The organism is Nostoc sp. UCD121 (assembly GCF_014222285.1).
Classification (GTDB): domain Bacteria; phylum Cyanobacteriota; class Cyanobacteriia; order Cyanobacteriales; family Nostocaceae; genus Nostoc.
On record NZ_JACKZS010000422.1, the window covers coordinates 1 to 2,303 of the forward strand.

Sequence of the window (2,303 nt, forward strand, 5' to 3'; positions counted from 1 at the left end):
GTTTTTGCACCATTATTTCGCTACAAGGTCAAGATTACAGGATTTCCGCTCTTCTCTAGTAAGTTTTGCCACACTAGGATAAATCGCCTTGCTCTAACAACTGAGGGCAGAGTGCTGTGACAGATCGCCGAGCTTCAGCCAGCCCAATTCGTGCCAATTAATCGATTATTTCCAGATGTGCCTGTGTTGCTTCTAACTTGAGTTTGGACTAATTGGCATTTAGCAGCAATGAATAGAAAGCAAGAAAAAGTTACCCAACTTCTTTTAGAGGCTGAGTTAAGTTGAATCGTTGAAAAAGAAGCAGAAACTAAGCAGCAGTTAAATCAGCGTTCTTAAGTGATTCTTCGGTTTTAGGTTTTTTAGATGCGTGTTTTTTGACAGTGGGATAACGCTTACGCGAAGGTGGCTGATGCCCTTGGGCACGCCCAAATGATTTACCGCGAGTTTTAGGGGGTTGAGCAGGAGTGACAATGGCGGCTAAAATTAGTGGAAAGGCTTGTGCCACACGTCATAGAGACAGTTTATCCTGAGTTGATTGCCAAGGCAATGGTGAGTCGATGCAGGCAACTCACGAAGCCATAATTGCCAAGTTAACAGGGGCATCAGGTCACTCCATCGCTCTGCTGCCTGAGTAGAACTAACTTGAGGTTGTGTCCAATACAACCTCTGCTTTGTAAATCGATACCAATGCTCTAAGACAAAACGGCGTAAGTATTTGTGCCAAAGATCCTCTAATGCAGGCATTGTCTGACCCAACCAAGCTAGCTATAAGGGCTGGAACTTACGATTACGTCCTACTGGTTTGATGACCTCGACCCGAATGATTTCCATTGCTCGATTTGGGGATTGAAGGAAATGAAATCCGCTCCAACGCATTACTTTAACCCGACCGAATTTTAGGTCTTCAACTTCTAGAGTTTCAGTTGCCACGGGCCAAGTTTGGGGGTCATTGAGCTTAAACTTATGACCATGCTTACAAGGTGCGCCTCATCCTTTGTAAGTACCGGGTGTACCCCATACACATCGGTTAGATGCTAAACGCAACAACAGATCTGCATCAATTTTCTCCGTACCTCCTATAATCGCATCTCAAGAATTACTTCTAATCAACTGTAACAAGATAGACTCAAGACTTTGTAATGCTGCGTTTCTGGTGCGTTGATGTTCTTCAAAATTACGCTGATGTTGTTCATGGCTATCACGTAACTCAAGTAACACATCATCCAAAATGGCACTACGAGCTAAAACACGATCAACATTATCTGTAAGTGTGTCAACTCTAGTTGTAAGTTGCCTCATTTCCTGTCTTAACTCAGACATTTCTAACTGGGCGTTAGCTTGTCTTTCCGCTAAACCCAAGATTATTTGCTCTGCGCGATCTAATCGGCTGTGTAACGATGCCTTGCCCTACTCTAAGAGCGATCGCCCACAGCCGAATATCCAGTACTTCACTAAAGTTTACGCCCCTAACCTGGGTGTTCACTTAGCACCTGTCAAGCTTTCAGAGCAAAAGTCAGTTTAGGGAACTTGTGGAAAAGATAGAGTTGTCAGAGATACAGTTAATTTCCAGTAGTCGCGTTGAGTTCATCCCTTTTCCCTTTTCCTCTCTTGCTACTACCTTGTGTCACCTTGGATTCTGACTCTGCCTTACTGGAGTTAACCATTTTCACCAAGTGCTGATTTAGATAACTCTGCGCCGAAATGTACAAACTTTCCCAAATCTCTTGATTGCGGCTGATTTTTGTCCCGACTGTATTCCCTGCTGTTTTTTCCGACACCAAATATTTACGGAAGTAGTTATTCCACAAGTGTTGCAGGAAATCTTCCGCAAATTCGTTAAACGGCAGAATCCATTTATAATCTTTATCTAGAAATACCCGATATGATGCGATTATCGGTAGTGCTAAGTCGGTTGGCGCACCAAACCCGAATGAATACTTGCTGTCAGGCAACAACGTCGTTTTACGTATATCAATTGATGCTAGGTCGTTAGCACCCTTTCTTCTAGGGTTGCTGATATAATCTTGGATTATTTCGTAGAGTCTTTGCTCTATCCACAGGGCATGAGTCAAGAGAGGCAAAAGTGCAGTTAACCTTTCCCTTTCTGCATCTGTGATGTTACTTGGAAGACTCATCCCTGCTGGGTGCTTGGTTCGTTTATTGCCGTCAGGATTGTATTTATTTCTGTCGAGGCAGTAAAGCAACTTCAGCAAATGGGTGACATTGCACTGGGCATTTCTGGGAGCGCCGCTTTGATTCTGATAATAGGCGATGCGGAATTTTCTATCTTCTGCTCTTTCTAA

General features: G+C 43.6%; 2 protein-coding genes and 2 pseudogenes. All 4 read right to left on the minus strand.

The window, feature by feature from the left end; translation table 11 throughout:
* Window positions 1-307 precede the first annotated feature (307 nt).
* A pseudogene (locus GNF10_RS39415) lies at window positions 308-1,071 on the minus strand (transposase); the annotation flags it as partial.
* Window positions 1,072-1,089: 18 nt separating this feature from the next.
* Window positions 1,090-1,359, minus strand: coding sequence for a hypothetical protein (locus tag GNF10_RS36480; RefSeq protein WP_221643416.1), 270 nt, complete (start codon window positions 1,357-1,359; stop codon window positions 1,090-1,092).
* Window positions 1,334-1,483: a hypothetical protein gene (locus tag GNF10_RS36485; RefSeq protein ID WP_185585293.1), complete on the minus strand. Its 150-nt coding sequence runs from the start codon at window positions 1,481-1,483 to the stop codon at window positions 1,334-1,336. Before GNF10_RS36485 ends, GNF10_RS36480 begins: the two co-directional genes overlap by 26 nt.
* A 76-nt stretch (window positions 1,484-1,559) precedes the next feature.
* Window positions 1,560-2,303 (minus strand): annotated as a pseudogene (locus GNF10_RS36490) (AIPR family protein); the annotation flags it as partial.